This window comes from Paenibacillus sp. J22P218 (assembly GCF_056269195.1).
In genome coordinates this window covers 253,049-271,431 of sequence record NZ_JBWDNL010000005.1, presented here as the reverse complement: position 1 = coordinate 271,431, position 18,383 = coordinate 253,049, and the positions used below count along the sequence as shown (strand labels likewise).

The following is an 18,383-nucleotide window of genomic DNA, read 5'->3' as shown; positions in this document are numbered from 1 at the left end:
AGATGACTGGCGCGGTAAAAGGCAGGAGAATCGATTGGGGCGGCATCTTCCTCTATCTATTCCTAACATTGTTCGGTCTTCTGATGCTGGCTCCGCTCGTGTACATGGTATCGACGGCCTTCAAGCCGACGAGCGAGCTATTCCTATTTCCACCGCGGTTTTTCGTGAACAATCCGACCTTGGTCAATTTTCGCGACTTGCTGCTTATAACCGGAACGACCAGCGTTCCATTCTCGCGCTTTATCTTCAACAGCTTGCTGGTCAGCTCCTGCATTGTCGGCTTCGGGATCGTGATCTCCGCGATGGCCGCCTATCCGCTGGCTAAGCACAATATGCCGTTTCGCGGCGCGATCTTTAATATGGTCGTGCTGGCGATTATGTTCTCGCCGATGGTCGTGCAGATCCCGCAATACTTGCTCATTAGCAAGATCGGGCTTATCAATACGTATTGGGCGATGATTCTGCCGTACTTGGCTGCTCCTATCGGCATGTTCCTGATGACGCAATTCCTGCGCCAAATTCCGGATGCGCTGCTCGAAGCGGCGCGGATCGACGGAGCAAGCGAATGGAAGGTGTTCTGGAGCGTCATTATGCCGATGCTGAAGCCGGCTATTGCCACGTTTGCGTTGTTCAGCTTCATCTCGGCCTGGAACGATCCGTATCCGGCGATGGTGTATACGACTGATCAGGATATGAAGTCGCTTCCGCTTGCGATCCAGACGATCAGCGGCGGTTACGGCGTCGTTGCGCGCGTCGGCACGCTGGCTGCGGCCAGCCTGCTGATGATTATTCCGACGATTATCGTCTTTATCGTAACGCAGCGCATGGTGCTGCAGACGATGGCGCATTCAGGTCTGAAAGAGTAGGGGGACAACCGGGATGATCCATTTGACCAAATTCCGATACGTCATCGGTACGGCGCTGGCCGTAGTGATGCTGCTTACCGCATTGCCGCCGGTTCAATCATTTGCGGCTACGCCATATGACGGGTACACGATCAACAATCTAAGGCAAGACGTTCATTCGATTAACGGTTATGTGTACGAGCGCTCAATCGACGGCTATGAGCTGTCATCGGGGCCGTTCGTCGCGCCGGAAGACGTATTCCTTGGCGAAGACGGTACGGTCTACGTCGTTGATACGGGCAACAGCCGTATCGTCCACCTGGATAAGGACAATAACGTCATCAAGATTGTCGGCGATCCGGAAGGCGACGGTATGCTGAATGAACCGAAGGGCGTATTCGTCAAGCCGGACGGCACGATCTTCGTCGCCGACACGAAGAACCAGCGCATCGCTATTTACGACAAAGACGGCAAGTTCATGAAGGCGTACGGCAAGCCGGACAATCCGCTGCTTGGCGCGACATTCTCGTATTCGCCTTCCAAGCTGCTCGTCGACAAGCGGAACTATATGTTCGTCGTCAGCGACGGCAATACGCAAGGTCTCATTCAGATTGATCCGAACGGAAAGTTCAAAGGCTTCTACGGAGCGAATCATATCGGGTTCAGTTGGAAGCGCTTGATCGATAATTTGATCGCGACGGACGAGCAGAAAGCGAAGCTTGCCGTCGTCAAGCCGCTCGAATTCTCGAACGCGGTCCAGGATGCCGAAGGCTTTATTTATACGTCAACGCTCGGTACGGAAACGAATCAGTTGAAGCGGCTCTCGCCTGTAGGCGTGGATACGCTTAATATCGGTGAGCGCCGTTACGGCGGACGCTTCGATGCAGGCCCGTTCTCGGTGCCTTCGTTCCTCGATATCGCCGTCGACAAGGACGGCGTTATGACGGCTCTCGATCTGCAATCAAGCAAAGTGTATCAATACGACAAGTTAGGCAATCTGCTGTTCGTCTTCGGCGGCCTCGGCAATCAGAACGGCTTGTTCATTACGCCGTCGAGCCTTGACCAGTCGGACGACGGGATCGTATACGTCGTGGACAAAGGGCGCAACCGGATCGATCTGTTCCGCACGACGCCGTTCGCCGATCTCGTGCACGATGCGTCGCGTCTGTTCGTCGACGGTCGCTACAAAGAGGCGGAAGGCATGTGGAATGAAGTGCTGCGCTATAACGTCAACTTCGACCTCGCCTACCTTGCTATTGGGAAGTCGCTCTACAAAGCGGAGAACTACAAGGATGCGATGACGTATTTCGAGCTGGCAAGGTCCCGCGGCGATTACTCGCTCGCATTCAAGGAGTATAGGAAAGAGTATATTCGCGAGCACTTCGGGTGGATCTGTCTGATTCTGATCGCGCTGTTCGCCCTGCTGCGGTATTTGATTCCGCTCTTATGGAGAAAGCTGACGGCTTTGCTAGCCGTGCGCCGCACCGCAAGAGTCGGGTTGATTAAGGAAGGGGTGCCCCATGATCGCAACGTTTAGATTGATGCGGCAGGTGCTCGTGCACCCGATCGACTTTTTCCATGACATTCAAGAGCCTGGTCGTATCCGGTGGAGAGATGCGATCATCGTCATGGCGATGACTTATATCGCAAGAATGGCTGCCATTCTCGTTACGGGGTACGCGTTCGAGACGAGAGAGCCTTACGAAATTTCATTCCTGCATGAATTCATTTGGATGATCGCGCCGTGGCTGACCTGGACGGTTGCGAACTGGGCGGTCAGCGCCATTCTCGAAGGAGAGGGCAAGTTCAAAGAGGTGTTCGTAGGCAGCGCGTTCGCGTTCGTGCCTTATGCGATCTTCATTGTGCCGATTACGCTGATGACCAATTTTATCGCGCTGGACGAAAATTCGATTTATAACTTTTTGATCAACTTCACGATCTATTGGGTCGGCTGGCTGCTGCTGCTTAAGGTTAGGATCATTCACGACTTTGAGATCGTCAAGATGCTCTGGATTACGTTCCTTAGCGTCGTCGGCGTCCTAATCATATGGTTCGTCGGCATATTGATGTTCGGCTTAATGAATCAGCTCATTAATTTTGTGGTAGATCTGTTCAAAGAAATCAACTTCCGGAGGTAGGTGAACGAAATGAGGAAACAACGAAAATGGCTCATCATGGCTGCGCTTCTGCTCGTTGTCAGCATCTTCCCTCACTTCGGGGCCGCTGAAGGCGACATCCGGGTACTGGCGGAGCAGGATGCCGGCGACACAGAGGCAAGCGCGGGCGGCGATGAGAGTGCGGCCGCGGAGGAACAGCCGGCTGAAGAGCCCGTGGAAGAGGAGACGCCGGCCGATACGGAAACGGATACACCTGTGGAAGGCGAAGATACAGGCGAGGTGAAGCTGTACCCCGTATCGGCGGTGAAGGAAATCGCATCGAACGATGCGTATACGATGTATATCGACGAGAAGACGGGCAACATTCGTCTTGTCGACAACAAGACGAAGAAGGAATGGCTCGGTACGCCGCAGTTGCCGCGTACTACGATGCCGAACAACAAGAAGTTCATGGACTCTGCCGCCCATGTGAAGTACACCGAAGGGGTCGATACCGTCCAAACGTACTTGGCGAAAGAGAAGGAGAACAAGCTGTCCATCGAGGCAATCGAGGGAGGCGCTCGCGTCACCTTTACGTATACGAAGGAAAAGCTAGAGTTCGCCATGGAATACCGGCTGCTTGAGGACGGCTTCGAGGTGACGATTCCCGAGAGCTCGATTAAGGAAACGGGGGTTGCCCGGTTCGTCAGCATCGAGCCGCTGCCGTTCTGGAACGCCGCGGCGAAGACTGACGAAGGATCGCTGTTCCTGCCTGACGGCTCCGGCGCGCTCATGAATTACAAGGAAACGCACCCGCAATATTTCGCAGGATACTCCGAGATGATCTTCGGTGCCGATCCGGCCTATCTCTCGCGAACGAACGAGAACATCATCGAAGAAATATGGCGGCAAAGCCCGGCGCCTAAGGAGAGTATTGCGTTGCCTGTATTCGGCAATTACCGGAACGGCATCGGCTCGCTCGGCATCGTGACGAAGGGTCAATACGATGCGAAGGTGAATGGGACGCCGTCGGGCATCCGCGCGATCGATTATTACCGCACGTCGACGGAGTTCGTCTATCGCTGGGACGATATTATTTTCATAGGAACATCCGGTCAAATTCCGTTTTTCCAAGGGGATTGGATCAAAGGCGACCGCCAATTGCGCTACATGCTTCTGCAAGACGAGAAGGCTAATTATGTCGGCATGGCGCAGGCGTACGGCGCTTACTTGCAGAACGTGCAAGGCGTGCAGCCGTCAGAGCAAAGCGGAATCGCAGCTCCATTCAAGGTTAAGCTGATGGGCGGCATTCTGCGTGACGAGGTGCTGGGCGACACCTTCATCTCGATGACGACATTCGATGAGGCGCGCGTGATCATCGACGCCTTCGAGCAGAAAGGGATACGCAATCTCGAGCTTACGTTCTCGGGCTGGTCGGAGGACGGTCTGTACGGCGATCAACCCGACCACTTCCCGGTCGAGAAGAAGCTCGGCGGTTCGAAGAACTTGAAGGACCTGGCCGCGTATGCCGCCAACAAAGGCGTGAAGCTGTATCTCGAAGCCAATTACGCCCGTGCTTATTCGGATAGCGACGGCATGAAGAAAAGCAAGGACGCCATTCGCGGCATGGACCGCGAAGCGGCGGAGAGCACCGATTATTACATCGGAAGCAGATGGAACAATGATAGCCGAATGTTCTATTGGATGAAGCCAAAGCGTGTCATTGATAAGCATCTGAACAAGGAGCTGGACAGCTATAAGAAGCTTGGCGTCGCCGGCGTGCACTTCGATTATTGGGGCGATACGCTTTATTCCGATCTCGATCGGAAGTCGCCGTTGTCGCGGGACGAAACGGCTTCCGCTTGGGTCAACGCTATCGATGCGGCGCGAGAGAAGCTTGGCGGCGCGAAGGTCGATTACGGCTTCGGGTATATGCTTGGCCATATCGACAGCATCGATGGAGCGCCGCTCGATTCCAGCCATTTCATCTACAACGATGAGACCGTTCCTTTCTATCAAATCGCGGTTCGCGGCTTGGTATCCTATACGGCGGGTGCGATGAATCTGCGCGACGATTGGAATAACGAGCTGCTGCGCATGGTGGAATACGGCGCGTTGCCGAGTCTGGAGCTGACCTACGAATCGACCTCCAAGCTGCAACGAACGATGGAGGATCGCTTATGGAGCTCCGAATACAAGCAATGGATCGAGGCGGCGGTTCAGGAGTATGAGGCGCTTGCGCCGATCTACTCAGCCATCTCGGGCCAAGCGATCGCGGACCATGAGAAGCTTGCGAAGGATGTCTATCGCACGACGTACGCGAACGGCACGAAAGTCATTGTCAACTACGGCCAAGCGGCTGTGACCATAGACGGCACAGCGGTACCGGCAGCGGGCTACGCGATGCAGAACGGAGGGGAATGAGCATGGGCAAAAAATTTGGGCTCTCGATGAGAGGCCGTCACATCTTGGAAGGCTACTCGTTCATTTCCATATGGATCATCGGGTTTCTGCTGTTCATGCTGTACCCGCTGGGCGTATCGCTCTACTACTCGTTCAATAACCTAGAGGTGACGCAGCATGGCCTTATTGCAACCTATGCAGGCTTCGAGCATTACCGTGCGGCGTTCGCGACGGATATCGATTTCCGTCCATTTCTGCAGAGCACGGTAACGACGATGCTGACGCAAGTGCCGCTGATCCTTATCTTTTCCATGATGAGCGCGCTGCTGCTTAATCGCCAGTTCCGCGGCAGGATGCTGTTTCGCGGCATCTTCTTCCTGCCGGTCATTATAGCTTCCGGCGCTATCTTGCGAGAGCTGCTGGAGCAAGGCGCGGCGCAGTTGCCGATCTTCTATCAATCGGATCTTTATACGAAGCTGAACGCCTTCATCCCCGACGATATTCTCGAGCCGCTGCTTCTGTATGCGGAATCGCTGACGATGGTCATGTGGGATTCCGGCGTTCAGATATTAATCTTCATCGCAGGCTTGCAGACGATTTCTCCATCGCTCTACGAAGCAGCGAAGTGCGATGGCGCAACGAAGTGGGAAAGCTTCTGGAAAATTACGTTCCCGATGATTATGCCGATGCTGTTCGTCAATACGCTGTACAGCATCGTCAACTCGTTCACGAAGCCGGACAACAAAATTATGGACTACATTAACAACATCGCGTTCAAGTCGAACAACTACGCGTACGGTTCGGCGATGGGCTGGATTTATTTCGTAGTCATATCCATTATATTGGCGATAGTCTTCTTTATCTTCCGCAGAAGCTTATCGGCGAGCGAAGGCAGGAGGTAGAGGTGATGAATTCAACTAGCGTAACAAGCAAATATACGGATTTGCAGAGCAAGGCGAAGGATGTCTGGAAAGTAACCTGGATCAAGCGCGGCCGGGGAATTATCGGAACGGTATTTTATTACATGGTCATCTTGAGCTTGGCGTTCGTCTTCATCTATCCGCTGCTCTATATGGTCTCGAAGTCCCTTATGCGGCCGGAGGATGTCGCCGATGCGACGATTCAATGGATTCCTAGACAGTTCAGCTTGCAGAACTATGATATCGCCTTGGAGGCGATCAACTTCTGGCCGGGGCTGCTGAACAGCATCATTATTTCGTTCGGGAGCGCGATTCTTCAGGTGCTTAGCTGCTCGCTCATCGGCTATGGCTTCGCCCGGTATAGGTTCCCCGGTCAGGCGCTGTTCCTAGCGCTAGTCGTCTTCACCTTCCTGGTGCCGCCGCAGACGTTCGTCGTGCCGTTGTTCAAGCTGTTTCTCGATATGGGCTGGGTCAACACGCATCTGCCGTTCATCGTCCCCGCTATTCTGGGACATGGGCTAAAAGGCTCGTTGTTCGTCCTTATCTTTATCCAGTTCTACAGCAGGCTTCCGCATGTATTAGAGGAGGCGGCGCGGATCGACGGCGCTGGCGCATTCCGTACCTATTGGACGATCATGTTCCCGCTCGCTAAGCCGGCGATGCTCGTCGTGTTCCTGTTCTCCGTCGTCTGGCATTGGAATGATCTGTTCGAGCCCAACCTGTATTTGCTCGTGCCGGAGTACTTCAATCTGGCGCAAAATATGGCGTTCTTCAACGGCAATGCGAACCTGAATCTGCAGCAGGCAACGACATCCGTGTCGAGCACAATCGGCCTAGCGCCGACGCTGCAAAATCAGATCATGGCTGGCGTTATGCTTACTATATTACCGGTTCTGCTGCTGTATATGTTCACGCAGCGTTATTTCGTAGAGAGCGTGGAGCGGGCAGGTATTGCAGGCGAATAGCTGCAAGCAAAAGACGGTCTTCAGAGTTGAAGACCGTCCGATAGGAGCATGAGGAGAAATACGGCTTAAGCTGTATTTCTCCTATTCATTTCTTTCGTAATACAGGCGCATAATGATGTCTTGATTGTAGTTGCCGAATCCGGAACCGAACAAGGTAACGCCGCCTACGTTCTCGGCATCCTCTTCTACCGCGATTTTGAACTTCCATTGCTTCCGTGTCACATCAAGCTGATCAAGCGTTACGTCGGATATTTGCTGCCCGTCGATGAAGGTTCCTTGGTTATTGATTTTCAGGCGCTTCAGCAAGCCGTATTGGTTGACGGCATCCCACCACCAATCGGGAGTGAACTTGCCTCGTTTTGTACCGCCGAAGTCGCCGGGGCTTGTCCAAATACCGATCTTAACGTCGTTGAAGTAGAAGCTGATGTCAGACGGCCAATTCTCATTGGCATCCGGCGCTTCCGATGAGATCTCGAATGAAATTTCAAGCTCGTTCGGCTTTTCGCTCTTGAGCAGGAAGTTAGCTGCCTTATATTCGATAAAGCCGCTCGTGAACCATAGTATCTTGGCGTTAATCCGTTCGGCATCGAGGAAGAATCGAGGCTCATCGAACATGCCGATTACTTTCGTCGTTGTCGACAGCCCGCATGTAGGCTCTACCTCGAAATCGGTGTAGTGGCCGATGGATATAATCGTCTCATGGTAAGTACGCATGGCGGCGCGGTTCTTGGATGGAAAATCGATTTCTATGCTGTCCGTAATAAGCTTGCACATCTTCTTCGTGCCGCCGCCGCTCGAGATCATCTCGGAGCTGATTATCCCGGCCTTCTCGAGCTTCTTCACATGCATCGTAATGATCGGGCTGCTAAGCTCCAAGGCTTGCGCCAAATCTTTAATGTTCATCTCCTGCTGCGACAGCAATTGAATAATACGCAGACGAACATCGCTGGCCAGAGCTTCATAGATCGGCAGGTGCGCAGTCGTAACATCGATCTTCATAAACTTCACTCCACTCTAAGATTGGTGAACAGCGATTTATTAATTTGTTCTCGGATTAACATCAGGCGAAAGCGCTTGGAGAAGCAAATGCTAAAAGGCCCAATGGAACGAAAAATAAATGTCGAATCACCGTTGTGACACTTCTTTTATACTTATATTTTATATGTAAATAGGTAAATTGACAAACACATTTTCTTTGATATTATATAAAATATTAATCAATTAATAAAACTATGAATAATTAACTGGATTCGGAATTGGAGGAAATAATAGAGTGGAAACGACACAGGGAATTGAAAATACGCAGAAGGTTTATCGAAATCCGCTAGTCGAGCAGCGCGCCGATCCATGGGTGCTTAAGCATACGGACGGGTATTACTATTTTACGGGTTCCGTGCCCCAGTACGATCGCATTGAATTAAGAAGAGCGACGACGATTGAAGGGCTCGCTGCGGCGCCGGCAACTGATATTTGGCAGAAGCATGACAGCGGTGTGATGAGCAAAAATATTTGGGCACCGGAAATTCATTATATTGCGGGCAAATGGTACATCTACTTCGCTGCCGGAAGAGTCGATGAGCCTTTCGCGCACCGGATGTACGTGCTGGAGAATGATGCGGTCAATCCGCTAGAGGGCCAGTGGGTAGAGAAGGGAGCGATTAAGACAGCATGGGACAGCTTTTCGCTTGATGCGACGAGCTTCGAGCATAATGGCGAGCAGTACTTGGTATGGGCGCAGAAGGACCCGGAGATCGCGGGCAATACGAACTTATATATCGCCGAGATGGACAATCCATGGACGCTAAGGAGCGAACAGGTGCGAATTACGAAGCCGGAATTAGATTGGGAAGTGATCGGCTTCCTCGTTAACGAAGGCGCTGCTGTGCTGAAGCGCAACGGACGGATTTTCTTAACGTATTCAGCGAGCGCAACCGACCATAACTATGCAATGGGGATGCTGACTGCCTCTGAAACAAGCAATCTGCTTGACCCGGCTTCCTGGACGAAGTCAGAAACGCCGGTATTCGCAAGCAATCCGGACGCCAGTCAGTACGGTCCGGGACATAACAGCTTTACCGTCTCGGAGGATGGCATGCAGGATATCTTAATCTATCACGCCCGCAGCTATAAGGAGCTCGACTGCGACCCTTTGTTCGACCCGAACCGCCATGCGCGCGCCAAAGTGATCGAGTGGCGCAGTGACGGTACGCCGGACTTCGGCAAGCCTGAGGCGGATAACGTGTAAGTATACGCTCACAGCCGAAGGAAGTTGAAGCAAGGAAGACCTACCGCATGAGATGCGGTAGGTCTTTTTTTAGTTGTTAGCTCACCTCTAACGAATCCTATGAACCTTATTGTACCTATTAAACCAATTCCGCTCTTATTAAGAATCTAGATATTCTTATTTGTCCTTGGGTTAACGAATTAGACCTCAAAGCTGAAGAATAAGGATATATGGATTCGTTAGATTGTGATTGGAGCACAGAAGTGATGAATAGATAGAGTTACCTAGATTCGTTAGACGGTGCCTGAGTGTTGAGTGTGATCTAGATCGCTTGCAGCCCTGCCCGGTTAAGCAGATTCCATGGCTTGTTGTAATGCGGCTGGAAGAAGAAGTCGACGAAGCTTAGCTCATCCATCGTCATCTCGTTCTGGATACATACCGACAGCGTATTGATCGCTTGAGTCAAATCGACCTTCGAGAGAATTTGCGCGCCTAAGATTCTGCCGCCGTCTGTCTCATAAACAACCTTGAGCAATACTTTCTCATGAGTCGGCATGAACACTGGGCGATAGTCGTCTTCGATTGTGACACTTTTCACATTCAATTCCGCAGCAATAGCCGCCGCTTCCGTCATGCCTGTCGACGCAATATTGTTATCGTAGATCTTAATGCCCGACGTTCCTTGCGTCCCCAAGTACCTAACCGTAGGTTTCACCAAATTTCTCGCGACGAGCGTTCCCATTCTAACAGCGTTTGTAGCAAGCGGAATGTAAGCGTGCTGTCCAGTCGGATTATAATGAACGGCGCAGCTGTCGCCAGCGGCGAAAATATCCGGCTTGCTTGTGTGCATGTAGCTGTCCACGATAATGGCTCCATTCGGCAGCATGTCGACCTGCCCCTTCAATAGCTCGGTGTTCGGACGGAAACCGATGCAGAGTACGACGAGATCGGCTTCATATTCGCCTGCCGTTGTATTCACTTTCGTTACGCGCCCGTCCTCCCCGGTAAACGATGTAACCATTTGGCCGAGCGCGAGCGTAACGCCTTTGTCCGCGAATTGCTGCTCAACGACCGTAGTGAACGACTCATCCAAATATTTGAACAATACACGATCCATATTATCGATTAGCGTTACTTGCTTGCCGAGCTCCTCGAATGCTTCCACGAGCTCGATACCGATGTAGCCTGCGCCAATGACGGCTATACGTTTCGCATGTTTCGCTTTCTCGATAATCGTTTGCGAATGATTGTAGTTTTTGCATAAGACGATATTATCAAGATCGATACCTTCCATCTGTGGAATGATCGGCCACGAGCCCGTTGTCATGACAAGCTTATCGAACGTATCGACGAATGCTTCACCGGTAGTGAGGTTGCGAACCTCAATCGTCTTAGCGTCGGTATCGATGGCGAGCACATCATGCTTCATATGGGTTGTTACGCCAACTGCTGCAAGCTGGTCCGGCGAAGCGTAGAACAGCTGGTTAGCGTCCTTCACGATACCGGCAACATTCAGAGCGATTCCGCACGACAGGAAGGAGATGTTGTCATTTCTTTCATAAACGGTAATAGCAGCCTCCGGATAAAGGCGGGCCATCTCAGTAATAGCAGCAGTTCCGGCATGTGTACATCCAACAACAACAATTTTCATCATCTTCAAACGCCTCCTTGTATGGGTGCAGACTTCCCGATAGGGAAGACTCCTAACATCGTGAATTAATTCACAACCAACTATACAATGTGAAAACATTCACAACCACTTCTTGCTATTATCATATTCCTTTCGCGACGAAATGACAATGAATAAATTGTGACAAAATTCACAAACATATTTTTCTTCATAAGTTTTGGCGGCGATGGCGCTTTGGCGGTTGAATTGTATGAGAAAACCTCTATCGAGGATACTCGAAGATGAGCGACCGCGTTCAGAGGAAGGTTTTATCGCCAATAAGAATTTGTTCTTCCGCAATGCTCGGAAACTTATAAATTCTTATGTGGTAAAATAAGAAGAGAATGCAACGAATCGTATTTGAGAGGGGGAGGGTCCAATTTGGAATATGCGTTCACGGGTAAGGTTGTGCTAATTACTGGCGCAGGTGGCGGTATTGGACGCGTTGTCGCACTAGCCTATGCGCAGCAGGGCGCTGTCGTAGTGATTACGGATAAGCTGGAGGACAAGCTTGAAGAAACCGCGAGTCTGCTTCAGGAGAAGGGCTTCGATTCACACCGATACGGGGCCGATATGAGCAAGCCGGAGCAGATTGTTGCCTTGATTGATCAGATCGGCGAGCTGCTCGGAACCATTGATATCGTCATTAATAACGCGGGATTCGGCATTTGGAAGTCGCCTTACGATCTAGAGCTTGATGAATGGGATGATGTTATAAATACGAATCTTCGCGGCACATTCGTATGCGCGAGGGAAGCTGCTAAGCTGATGCGTGCTAGCGGAGGCGGCTCGATCGTCAATATTTCATCGACTAGAGCGATGATGTCCGAGCCGAATTCGGAGGCGTATGCCGCTTCCAAAGGAGGTATTCTGTCGCTGAGCCATTCGCTGGCCGTATCGCTTGGGCCCGATCGCATCACGGTGAATGCGATATGTCCAGGCTGGATCGAGAACGGCGATTACAGCCAGCTTCGTTCCGAGGACCATACGCAGCACCCAGCTCAGCGTGTTGGTCGGCCTAGCGATATTGCGCGGGCATGCCTCTACTTGACGAACCCTCAGAACGATTTTATAACAGGTACAAGCTTAACCATCGACGGTGGCATGACGCGAAAAATGATCTATGAGGAATAGCTCATCAAGCTAGCGGCTATGTGAAGCATTTGGCATAGGGGCTGCATGCGGCGAACATAATAGAACATATCGTACTTATGAAGAGTTAGGAGCATACCTTTATGTATAATGAAGCGTTGTCGATATTGGATCATAAGATTAAGGCGATCGAGAGCGATACGGGCATGATTTATTTGGTCGGACCGATTCGACTGCCGGTTCACCTTGGCGAAGGAGAAGCGATCTTTCAGTGGTATTGCTGGCTGAGCTGCGAAGAGAAGCTGGAGGACGAGGAGCAGATCATTAAGAAGCTGTCGTCCGTAAACCTTGCCGAGATGCAGCAGTCCAGCGTGCTCGTGTATGGCGACTTCGAAGAAGCGGACGAGGCATGGATTCGGATGCACAGCATCTGCCATACCGGCGATATATTCGGCAGCATGCGCTGCGACTGCGGGTTCCAATTGCATGAGTCGATGCGCAGAATCGTCCAAAAGGGTGCAGGTGCTCTCTTCTACTTGGCTAATCACGAGGGGCGAGGCATCGGACTGTTCAGCAAAGCGATGGCCTATCTGCTGCAAGAGAAGGGTTATGATACAGTCGATGCGAATCTCAAGCTTGGTTTTGCCGATGATGTACGCAATTACGGCGACGCGATTAGGGTGTTGAAAGCGCTCCGTTCCAAGCCCGTTTCACTCATAACGAATAACCCGCGCAAGCGCGATGCGATGCAGGAAGCAGGCATGGCGGTAACGGAGCTTATTCCGTTATGGGGCGACAGATCCGAATATAACGAACGTTATCTGGATACAAAGGTCAATCGGTCGGGACATCTAACTACGGTATCGGCTTGTCCGAATGATTAGCAGCGTATAAATTGGACAGGGCTGCCCTGCCAGCAGTAAATCTGCTAGCGGGACAGCCCTTAATTATTGCTTATATTTAACCGGACCTATGCGTGAGTGACAGGTCGTATGGAATCCCCATGTTAACAGCAAACAGCAAATGTACTCTTAGTTGCTTAACTACGCATCCTAATACAACGAAAGCCCTACCTCTCTTCCGTCCTTGCGGCTCCGATGACCGCGCCAGTGTGAATGAGAAAAACTCCAATCGGAGTAACTCAAGGATGTGCGACCGCGTTTAAGCAGTTGTTTTTGTCGCCATTCAGAATGTTTTCCTTTACATATAGATCTCAGTTAGGCAATTTTTCATTCTGATGTGGACAGAAATAGCACGAAAATTGGTTTGAGAATTAACAGCACAGAAATCAAAATCTGAGGAAAACATTGAATCCTACTAGGGGATATGCTGAGGGTTAAATATAACACATTCACTAAAGTATACACGGTTAATTGGGCAAAAGCAATATATTTTTCAAAAATTGCAAAAAAAGAATGACAATAGTCATTTTGGACACGATAGGAGGGAAGGGGGGAGGCGATAAATATGCCTGATTGGTTGGAGATTGTGCTGCGTACACTCGTTTCCGTCGTTATTTTATTTACGCTGACTAAGGTTTTGGGCAAGAGACAAATTTCCCAACTGTCGCTGTTCGAATACATAACGGGAATATCCATCGGTAACATCGCAGCTTATGTATCGCTTGATTTGGACAATCTGTGGTATTTGGGCATCGTATCGTTGGTTGTCTGGGTAAGCGTCTCTGTCGGTATGGAGTATATAACGATGAAGAGCCGCGTTATACGCGACTTTGTAGACGGCAAAGGCACTGTGCTTATTAAGGATGGCCAGCTGGATAAGAAGCATTTGCAAAAAGAGCGGCTTACACTGGATGAACTGTTGGAGCAGCTGCGCAAAAAGGATGTGTACCGGGTAGCCGATGTAGAGTTCGCCGTTATGGAGTCAAGCGGTGAAATCAATGTGCTGCTGAAGAAGGAGCATCAACCGCTTACGGCGGACATGCTCGGCTGGAAGCTTAGTCAGGAGAAGGAAGCGAAGACGGTCATTATCGATGGACAGGTGCTGGCTGATATGGTCGACGAGAGCGGCTACAGCTTGGAATGGCTGCATCACGAGCTGAAGAAAAAGAAGCTGACGCCGGAAAGTATTTTTCTCGCCCAGATCGACAGCGACGGACAATTGAACATCCAGACTGGCGACGGAAGGTCGAACCGGGAAAATGCCGGCAAGAAGCCGAAGGATCGGATCGATGCCTTGTCCAAACAATTCGAATCGGAGCTTAAACGCCTTGGCGAGCTCGCGCGTAACGAGGGCGATCGCCGCGCCTATCAGTCGGCGCTTGATCGGTTCCAGGCGGGGTACAGCCCATCCATGCCTGAGCAGGACCCTAATCCATAGCAGAAAAATAAGCCTGACGATCCTACTATTATAGTAGAGAAGGATCGTCAGGCTTTAATCGTTTACTCAGTCCATCTGGCTGCCCAAAGCTTCATTTCTTTTAAAATATGCGTTAGATCCTCGCCCTTTGGCGTCAGCGTATATTCTACCGTTACAGGGACAGTCGGAAATACTTTGCGTTCAAGTACACCCTTTTCTTCCAAATGGCGCAGCGTAGTTGTTAACGCTCTCGGACTAACCGACGGGATAAGTCTTTGCAATTCACCGAATCGCCTCGTTCCGCAAAATAACTCCCTCAGCACGAGAAAGGCCCATTTGCCCCCGATTACATCCAATGTTTTCTCAATATTGCATTCGATCTGAACAGGCTCTTTAGGTACATAATTATGCGCGCTCACTAAGCCAGCTCCCTTCCTACCATCAGTTACTATTAGTATAGTATATATACCGTAGTTAATAAAATGAATAAACATTCACTACTTTATTAATCGCTAGAACTGCTATACACTACTAGTGAGACGAGGAACGATTAGAAGGAGTGAATCCATTTGAATTACAGAAGAGTTGGCAAAAGCGGGCTTAAAGTGAGTGAAATCGGACTCGGCAGCTGGCTTACATACGGTACGGCAACAGCTGAGGAAACCGCGCAGGCTTGCATTCATAAAGCATACGATCTGGGCATTAATTTCTTCGATACGGCTAACGCCTACAATAACGGGGCTGCGGAAGAAGTGATGGGCAGTGCTTTGAAAGCGTATTCGCGCAGCAGCTATGTGCTTGCGACGAAGCTGTTCTTCCCGATGGGTGCGGGACCGAATGATAGGGGCTTGTCACGCAAGCATATTATGGAGCAATGCGATGCGAGCTTGAAGCGTCTGGGTACCGATTACATCGACCTGTACCAATGCCATCGCTTCGATAATGATACGCCGGTGGAAGAAACGCTCCGTGCGCTTGACGATCTAACGGCTCAAGGCAAAATATTGTACGCGGGCGTTAGCGAGTGGACAGCGGGACAAATTGCAGATGCAGCATCGATTGGCAAAAACTTGAATCTGCGTCCGCTGATCTCGAATCAGCCGATCTACAATATGTTCGAGCGCTATATCGAGAAGGAGAACGTCATTCAGCAATGCGAGTGGGAGGGAATGGGTCAGGTTGTATTCTCACCGCTTGCGCAAGGCGTTCTGACTGGTAAGTACAAGCCGGGACAAGCAATTCCGCAGGACAGCAGAGCGGCTAACGACATGACGAACGGTGTCATTAACAGCTATTTGCGCGAGGATGTGCTCGCTTGCGCGGCTAAGCTGGAGGCGCTGGCCGCAGAGCTTGACGCTACGTTATCGCAATTCGCGCTCGCTTGGGTGCTGCGCCAGTCGAATGTGAGCTCGGCCATTATCGGTTCGAGCCGTCCTTCTCAGATCGAGGAGAATATTAAAGCGATCGATCTGGACTTAACCGATGAGGTGCTTGCGCGTACGGAAGATATATTGTCGGAGATCAGCGGCTTCGCGCCAATGAGATAGGCAAGCTGAATACGAACAAGGCTCTCCAGCAAGGCTGCAATAAGCCTGTCTGAGAGCCTTGTTTTATTTTTCGCTTCCATTTAAGTGTGCGATTTTTTGTCTTATATATAGGAAGAGATTTTTTTCGAAAAGCTATCGTTCACCCCTATTGCGTTGTTGGCGATGCGGAATGACGATGGGATCGGAGATCGACCTCGGCATGATCGTACCGCCTGCGAAATGATATTTGACCAGGTTGTTGAACTCGTCGAGCGACGGCATAAGCGAGCGTCCGCCCCAGGCTATTTTCGCATATTCATTAAAGTGATTGATGAGCTCCATGTTGGCTGAGATATGGACTTCCTGCACAGCAGGGGCCATCTTCCGTATCTTCAGCGCGATCGTCTGCTTTAGCTCGTCGGACAAGTTATTGTAATCGTTGACGGTGAAATACGAGTTGTACGGACCTGCCAGCCTTCGGCTATTCGTGTAGTTGCTGCCTGTTGCGTGATTGTAGACGCCTTCCGTCGTACCCGTATTGTCCTGCTCCACCGTTCCGCCGGAGCTGCGAGTGCCGACAGCCGACCAGTCGAGCATAATACCGACGTAGGCGTTCTTATCTGTAAGGAACACAAGCCCCGAGGCTATGCCGTTAAGGCTGGATACTTGATTCGATATTTTGGAGCTGTATTCGAAAAAGGCATTGTCATGCTGATATGGATTGGTCGACATCGTGCCGAATGCTTTGTTCCCAATCATCTTCGGATCACCGGCTTCTCTGCTGCCGTAATCGGAATCGCTGTTCTGCGATAGTTGCTCGTAGTTGCAGCCGGTTGCGACAGCCGACAGAACGGCAGCGGACAATAATAAAGCGGCAATTCGTTTCATCATAATAGGACGCCCCCCATTCATACGATATTGGCTTTAGCTTCTGCCGGGAGCATTTAAATATACGTTTCGGCGTGCATACATAATTGACCATGGGTTTGGTGCACAATGTAGGGTAGGAAGACTGATCCGAGACAGCCTGTTGGCAACGTTCGCAATAGCTCAAAAACGCCTGTATATCGCGTTTTTGACAGCTTTGAGAACAATTTGTGAACTCTCTGTGGAACATTGACAAATAGGTGCTTCAACTTTATATTTAATAAAGTGATTTAAGTTGCAGGAGTTGTAATAACATCTGTGAGAACACGCAGTTAGCCGCTTGCCACGCGAAATTAGGTAGCTGCGAAAACGTCAAAAGTGGGGTTGATTAATGATGAAACGGTGGCAATTTGTAAAACGGCTTGCGCCGCTCATGGCCATGATGGTGCTAGTGTTAGCGGCATGCGGACGGGAAGATTTGTCGACGCTGAATCCCCAGGGACCTGTAGCGGAAGAGCAATTCGGACTGATGAAGCTGGCGATTTCAATCATGTTGATCGTGATTGTAATCGTATTTGCGATTTCTTTGTATGTAATTATTCGTTTCCGCAGACGTAAGGGAGACAACACGATTCCGAAGCAGGTTGAAGGAAACCATAAGCTGGAGATTATCTGGACAGTAATCCCGATCATCATGCTTATTATCCTAGGCGTTCCGACTGTACAATCGGTATTCAACTTGTCTAAGGACTACAGCAAAGACCCAGAGGCTGTTAAGGTAATCGTTACTTCGCACCAATACTGGTGGGAATTCGAATATCCGGAGCTGGGCATTAAGACAGCGCAAGAACTTATTATTCCGACAGGCAAGACGATCGCGATCGAAGCGAAATCGGCAGACGTGCTTCACTCGTTCTGGATTCCTTCGCTTGCAGGCAAGATCGATACGAACCCTGGCGCGAACGTGAACAAAATGTATTTCTCGGCGCCAAAAGAAGGCGTTTACCTCGGCAAGTGCGCCGAGCTGTGCGGACCTTCCCACGGCTTGATGGACTTCAAGGTTAAAGCGGTAGACGAGTCCTCGTTCGACCGTTGGACGGCTGCTATTCAAGAACCGGTAGCTTTGCCTAGCGATCCGGCTATTGCTGAAGCATTCCAAAGCAAGTGTCTTTCTTGCCACGCAGTTGGCGATCTAGGCGGACCGGCCTTCCCTAACTTAACGGGTATCGGCAGCCGCGAGAGCGTCGGAGGTATACTTGTTAATACCGATGATCCGCAATATAGCAATGAGGGTTCCGTATACGATAACCTGTATCGTTGGATCAAAGATCCGAATGCCGTGAAACCGGGCAACCAAATGTCGGGAGCATACGATCTAACGGATCAGGAGCTCGAAGGCATTGCAGATTACTTATCGAAACTAACTCTCGACTACGAACAATAAATCATCGGTGATT

At 50.7% G+C, this 18,383-nt stretch carries 16 protein-coding genes; 12 read left to right on the top strand and 4 right to left on the bottom strand.

The genetic code is table 11. The features are described 5' to 3' along the window. Positions 1-2 precede the first annotated feature (2 nt). The 6 genes from AC0YN0_RS22235 to AC0YN0_RS22210 are packed head-to-tail and all read left to right on the top strand — an operon-like array spanning position 3 to position 7,229. Positions 3-866, top strand: a complete 864-nt coding sequence (locus tag AC0YN0_RS22235; RefSeq protein WP_475823216.1) for a carbohydrate ABC transporter permease — start codon at positions 3-5, stop codon at positions 864-866. 13 nt (positions 867-879) lie between these two features. Further along, positions 880-2,382, top strand: a complete 1,503-nt coding sequence (locus AC0YN0_RS22230) for a hypothetical protein (RefSeq protein ID WP_475823215.1) — start codon at positions 880-882, stop codon at positions 2,380-2,382. After that, entirely contained in the window at positions 2,366-2,983 is a 618-nt protein-coding gene (locus tag AC0YN0_RS22225) for a YIP1 family protein (RefSeq protein WP_442050215.1), read from the top strand. The genes AC0YN0_RS22230 and AC0YN0_RS22225 overlap by 17 nt, the downstream gene beginning before the upstream one ends. A 9-nt stretch (positions 2,984-2,992) precedes the next feature. Then, a complete protein-coding gene (locus AC0YN0_RS22220) occupies positions 2,993-5,365 on the top strand; it encodes a DUF5696 domain-containing protein (RefSeq protein ID WP_475823214.1) in 2,373 nt (790 codons plus the stop codon). Between the two features lie 2 nt (positions 5,366-5,367). Then, on the top strand, positions 5,368-6,246 hold the full coding sequence (locus AC0YN0_RS22215) for a carbohydrate ABC transporter permease (RefSeq protein WP_475823213.1): 879 nt from the start codon (positions 5,368-5,370) through the stop codon (positions 6,244-6,246). 5 nt (positions 6,247-6,251) lie between these two features. Further along, positions 6,252-7,229, top strand: coding sequence for a carbohydrate ABC transporter permease (locus AC0YN0_RS22210; RefSeq protein WP_475823212.1), 978 nt, complete (start codon positions 6,252-6,254; stop codon positions 7,227-7,229). Positions 7,230-7,310: 81 nt separating this feature from the next. Here the strand turns inward: AC0YN0_RS22210 and AC0YN0_RS22205 are convergent, their stop codons facing one another. Further along, a complete protein-coding gene (locus tag AC0YN0_RS22205; RefSeq protein WP_442050219.1) occupies positions 7,311-8,228 on the bottom strand; it encodes an ArsR/SmtB family transcription factor in 918 nt (305 codons plus the stop codon). A 274-nt stretch (positions 8,229-8,502) separates the two neighbouring features. On the opposite strand from AC0YN0_RS22205, the gene AC0YN0_RS22200 reads away from it, so the two are divergent. After that, positions 8,503-9,474, top strand: coding sequence for a glycoside hydrolase family 43 protein (locus AC0YN0_RS22200; RefSeq protein ID WP_475823211.1), 972 nt, complete (start codon positions 8,503-8,505; stop codon positions 9,472-9,474). A 301-nt stretch (positions 9,475-9,775) separates the two neighbouring features. Here AC0YN0_RS22200 and AC0YN0_RS22195 read toward each other — a convergent pair whose 3' ends face one another. Beyond that, positions 9,776-11,104, bottom strand: a complete 1,329-nt coding sequence (locus AC0YN0_RS22195; protein ID WP_475823478.1) for an FAD-dependent oxidoreductase — start codon at positions 11,102-11,104, stop codon at positions 9,776-9,778. A gap of 399 nt (positions 11,105-11,503) precedes the next feature. On the opposite strand from AC0YN0_RS22195, the gene AC0YN0_RS22190 reads away from it, so the two are divergent. The 3 genes from AC0YN0_RS22190 (at position 11,504) to AC0YN0_RS22180 (ending at position 14,554) form a co-directional block, all read left to right on the top strand. Next, complete coding sequence (locus AC0YN0_RS22190) at positions 11,504-12,256, top strand: SDR family NAD(P)-dependent oxidoreductase (RefSeq protein WP_475823210.1); 753 nt, start codon at positions 11,504-11,506, stop codon at positions 12,254-12,256. 101 nt (positions 12,257-12,357) lie between these two features. Continuing rightward, a complete protein-coding gene (locus AC0YN0_RS22185; RefSeq protein WP_475823209.1) occupies positions 12,358-13,098 on the top strand; it encodes a GTP cyclohydrolase II in 741 nt (246 codons plus the stop codon). Between the two features lie 583 nt (positions 13,099-13,681). Continuing rightward, entirely contained in the window at positions 13,682-14,554 is an 873-nt protein-coding gene (locus AC0YN0_RS22180) for a DUF421 domain-containing protein (protein WP_475823208.1), read from the top strand. Positions 14,555-14,616: 62 nt separating this feature from the next. On the opposite strand, the gene AC0YN0_RS22175 is transcribed toward AC0YN0_RS22180, so the two are convergent. Beyond that, on the bottom strand, positions 14,617-14,952 hold the full coding sequence (locus AC0YN0_RS22175) for a winged helix-turn-helix transcriptional regulator (RefSeq protein ID WP_337099971.1): 336 nt from the start codon (positions 14,950-14,952) through the stop codon (positions 14,617-14,619). A 150-nt stretch (positions 14,953-15,102) separates the two neighbouring features. Here AC0YN0_RS22175 and AC0YN0_RS22170 point away from each other — a divergent pair, with 150 nt between their 5' ends. Beyond that, positions 15,103-16,080: an aldo/keto reductase family protein gene (locus AC0YN0_RS22170; protein ID WP_475823207.1), complete on the top strand. Its 978-nt coding sequence runs from the start codon at positions 15,103-15,105 to the stop codon at positions 16,078-16,080. Between the two features lie 132 nt (positions 16,081-16,212). Here AC0YN0_RS22170 and AC0YN0_RS22165 read toward each other — a convergent pair whose 3' ends face one another. After that, positions 16,213-16,950 carry a hypothetical protein gene (locus AC0YN0_RS22165; protein ID WP_475823206.1) on the bottom strand — a complete coding sequence of 246 codons (738 nt, stop codon included), beginning with the start codon at positions 16,948-16,950 and terminating at the stop codon, positions 16,213-16,215. 367 nt (positions 16,951-17,317) lie between these two features. On the opposite strand from AC0YN0_RS22165, the gene coxB reads away from it, so the two are divergent. Beyond that, entirely contained in the window at positions 17,318-18,370 is a 1,053-nt protein-coding gene (coxB, locus tag AC0YN0_RS22160) for a cytochrome c oxidase subunit II (RefSeq protein WP_442050226.1), read from the top strand. Positions 18,371-18,383: the final 13 nt, after the last annotated feature.

Bases quoted from the DNA above. Each gene is read 5' to 3' on its own strand.
- AC0YN0_RS22235 (WP_475823216.1), top strand. From the start codon at position 3: ATGACTGGCGCGGTAAAAGGCAGGAGAATCGATTGGGGCGGCATCTTC.
- AC0YN0_RS22230 (WP_475823215.1), top strand. From the start codon at position 880: ATGATCCATTTGACCAAATTCCGATACGTCATCGGTACGGCGCTGGCC.
- AC0YN0_RS22225 (WP_442050215.1), top strand. From the start codon at position 2,366: ATGATCGCAACGTTTAGATTGATGCGGCAGGTGCTCGTGCACCCGATC.
- AC0YN0_RS22220 (WP_475823214.1), top strand. From the start codon at position 2,993: ATGAGGAAACAACGAAAATGGCTCATCATGGCTGCGCTTCTGCTCGTT.
- AC0YN0_RS22215 (WP_475823213.1), top strand. From the start codon at position 5,368: ATGGGCAAAAAATTTGGGCTCTCGATGAGAGGCCGTCACATCTTGGAA.
- AC0YN0_RS22210 (WP_475823212.1), top strand. From the start codon at position 6,252: ATGAATTCAACTAGCGTAACAAGCAAATATACGGATTTGCAGAGCAAG.
- AC0YN0_RS22205 (WP_442050219.1), bottom strand. From the start codon at position 8,228: ATGAAGATCGATGTTACGACTGCGCACCTGCCGATCTATGAAGCTCTG.
- AC0YN0_RS22195 (WP_475823478.1), bottom strand. From the start codon at position 11,104: ATGAAAATTGTTGTTGTTGGATGTACACATGCCGGAACTGCTGCTATT.
- AC0YN0_RS22185 (WP_475823209.1), top strand. From the start codon at position 12,358: ATGTATAATGAAGCGTTGTCGATATTGGATCATAAGATTAAGGCGATC.
- AC0YN0_RS22180 (WP_475823208.1), top strand. From the start codon at position 13,682: ATGCCTGATTGGTTGGAGATTGTGCTGCGTACACTCGTTTCCGTCGTT.
- AC0YN0_RS22165 (WP_475823206.1), bottom strand. From the start codon at position 16,950: ATGATGAAACGAATTGCCGCTTTATTATTGTCCGCTGCCGTTCTGTCG.
- coxB (WP_442050226.1), top strand. From the start codon at position 17,318: ATGATGAAACGGTGGCAATTTGTAAAACGGCTTGCGCCGCTCATGGCC.